Raw genomic sequence first — 3,149 nt, forward strand, 5'->3', positions numbered from 1 at the left:
GCTAAATTCAAAGCAAAGAAATCATAAAAAACTTTAATTTTTAATACATTGCGGTCTTTTTCTCTACGGTTACATAACGCCCGCTTAAGGGGCTGACAACGCTACTACCAAGTTTCCGCATAACTCCGTAACCACCGAAATCAACGCACAATAAAAATGCCACGCGTTGGAAGTCCCTCTTGAAGCGTTTGTTATGCTTTATTACCTATTGATTATATTGAACTTTTACAATATTTATTACTTGCGCCCACTTTAACTCAAAATGATAAACTTGCCTACTTTCAGCAATCATTGGTGCCTATAAGATCCCAAATAAGTTGAAGCGAAATAGCCTGCGAAATCAATGAACCAGCAACACCAAAGAAAGAGACCTTTAAGCAACAATCGAACCTTTTACGCATACAATTTATCAGAGCAGAGTCGGAAAAAAGCGCACATTCGCCGATAAACTTGCGCTAACCAAACACTATCAGCAAGCAAGAAGCCAATGAGATCCCAAACATGCTGAAGCGAAATAGCCGGTGGAATCAATGAACAATCAACACCAAAGAAAGAGACCTTTCAGCGACAATCGAACCTTTTGCGAGCACAATTTATCAGGGCAAAGTTGCCGAAAAAGCACGAGTATCGTTCAACTTTCAATAGCCACAAAAAAGAACAATAAACTCATAATATCAACAACTTAGAAAAGGAAAACTTCTGAATCAGACTAAGTTTTCCCATTAAAATTTATATATTGATTTTGCTGAGTCTCAATAAAGCATAACGCCCTGTTAAGGTGTGAGCAACGCAATGCCGAAGCTGCTGCATACCACCTTAAACACTAAACGCAACGCATAGTAAAAATGCCACGCGTTGCGAATCACTCTTAAACAGTTTGTTATGTGCGTTCTTGTTTATTAATTTCTCGTCTATACCAAGACTCTGAGACACTCCACGTTACAAAACCTAAAACTACCCCAAGAGCAAGTAATACCAGTGTCGACAAACCGAAATCAAACCAGAATTCTAACCACGTGCGAACTTTGTCAAATAGGATGAAACCAACTGTTTTTCCAAACAAGACTGAACCAGTTGCAATTAAAGTAGTTTTTAAAACGTAATGACCCCGTCCTTTTTTACGAGTTTGTTTCCACCTGTTTAACCTTTTACTTTTCCAAGTATTCATAAGCGAGAACTCCGTTTGCACCCTCGAAAAATCCTACTCTATAACTGGAAACATTCCTTAAAACCTGTACTGATTATGCGATACAGCCCAAATTAGATGCATAAGCACATAACGCCGCATTAAGGGGCAGCCAACGCAAACAACTGCGCTCAAATTAACCAACCGTAACCTTAAATGCTCAACCAAACCAAAACTGCCAAGCGTTGACTGTCCCTCTTGAATGCTTTGTTATGTAACTTTGCTAACCATTTCAAAGCTTTACAAAGAACAACATTCCCAAATATCGTTTAACTTACATGAAAAGTTAGCAGTAACCCAGTAGAATTTGCGTGGCAACGACGAAACTGCGAGCCCTAGTTCAAAGAAAAAAGCGACTGCCACCAAGCTTATCGCAAACTCGCTTTACCATTGAAGCCAGAGTAAAAAACTCGAAGAACAAGAAGCCGAAAGTTAAATCAACATGCATGAAACTCGCTCAGACAAAGTCGACATTGAAATTAGATCAATCATAAAAAATATTTACTTTTCAATGCATTGTGGTCTTTTTTCTTTACGGTTACATAACGCCCGCCTAAGGGGCTGGCAACGCATTACCACTAAACTCAAACACAACAACCGTAACCACCGCGGCTCAATGGGACTGGGAACGCCACGCGTTGACAGTCCCTTTGAGGCGTTTGTTAAGTGTTCTTGCACCAGAATAAGTTCTTAGTAGTCACCTTAGTTATCTACAACATCCAAGGGAATATCATCGATCATTTGTCCAGTTTTCCAACCTGTTTTATGCAAAATTTCCTCAGGAGTATCCTCTGGAACCATGAACCAATAGCAGTAAGTCATATCACCACTATTGCCAGTGTTTGCATTAAGCTCAGCTCCCATTTCTTCCCAATCGTCATCAGAAATACCAAGATATCGAGAAAGTGGGCTGTTAGGGACTTTTATAAGTGTCGAGGAAAATGTTCCTGTAGTACGCTCTTCTCTAACAGTTTCATGGCAGTAAGGGCAATCAATTGGCTCTCGACAAGCTCCACAGATTCCACCACCACCGATTTCAGTTACCGAAAATTTCGCTCCACATTTGGGGCACTCTTCGTTCATATAAAATCTCCTATTGAAGTTAAACTTGTGTCCGTGCCAGCTTGCTTTCTATATTAACCACCATAATGTATAGAATGCACCCAATCTAAGAACACTTAACGCCCGGTTAAGGGGCAGCCAACGCCACAACCAAGCTTCCGCATAACACCGTAACCACAAAAACCAACGCAAAATAAAAATGCCGCGCGTTGGCTGTCCCTCTTGAACCGTTTGTTATGAGTTTGATGGCACATTTGTCGATAAAAGACATCTTATTTCACGAATTGCTTCATCTTTTGTTGCTGTCAAAGCCAAGTACAAGTCACTAGGGATTTTTCCATTTGATGACTCAGAATAAATATTTATACCGAGACCTAACAAATCTTTAGCTAAATAGTCAAGACGTTCGGGAAACAAAATTCTATTTTGATGATAGAAAGCACGTAACCTGAGAACTAGGTTATGGAGTTCTTCTCTTGCTTCTGGCTTTGAAATTCCGTCATTAAGTCTGCCCTCTATAGCTAAAGCAATCCCATACAACTCGATAATTGCATCAGCTTGTCGTTCAAAAATGCCCCCATATGAAACTTGAAGCCTTGTGCGCTCCTTCTCCAAGTTATCTTTGAAAATAGCCATTTGAACATCTGCCTTTGCTTGCAATTGTGTTGCATGTACTTTTAAGTCTTTGTCCAAAATATGCTTAACTATAGAACGTAGTAAATATGCTATTACCCCAAGTAATACAGCACTCGACGTTACCGTCGTGATTACTTCTTTCATAAATAGCTCTGACATTCATACCTCTGAAGGTTAACTTCTGGATGTCACCGATCATGCAAAACTGATCCACTAACGATCATCGAAAACTGATCCACTTGGTATCATCCGTTTATTTTTTATA

General features: G+C 39.8%; 3 protein-coding genes. All 3 read right to left on the reverse strand.

Features of this window, described 5'->3' with window-relative positions; genetic code table 11:
* Positions 1-880: 880 nt before the first annotated feature.
* The 3 genes from B7C60_RS00280 to B7C60_RS00300 all read right to left on the reverse strand — a co-directional run bounded on the left by B7C60_RS00280 (position 881) and on the right by B7C60_RS00300 (position 3,028).
* Positions 881-1,168: a hypothetical protein gene (locus B7C60_RS00280; protein ID WP_099609958.1), complete on the reverse strand. Its 288-nt coding sequence runs from the start codon at positions 1,166-1,168 to the stop codon at positions 881-883.
* Between the two features lie 720 nt (positions 1,169-1,888).
* Positions 1,889-2,269 carry a hypothetical protein gene (locus B7C60_RS00290; RefSeq protein WP_055049814.1) on the reverse strand — a complete coding sequence of 127 codons (381 nt, stop codon included), beginning with the start codon at positions 2,267-2,269 and terminating at the stop codon, positions 1,889-1,891.
* A 213-nt stretch (positions 2,270-2,482) separates the two neighbouring features.
* Entirely contained in the window at positions 2,483-3,028 is a 546-nt protein-coding gene (locus B7C60_RS00300) for a hypothetical protein (RefSeq protein ID WP_157928661.1), read from the reverse strand.
* Between the last annotated feature and the right edge of the window lie 121 nt (positions 3,029-3,149).

The organism is Vibrio fujianensis, assembly GCF_002749895.1.
GTDB lineage: Bacteria > Pseudomonadota > Gammaproteobacteria > Enterobacterales > Vibrionaceae > Vibrio > Vibrio fujianensis.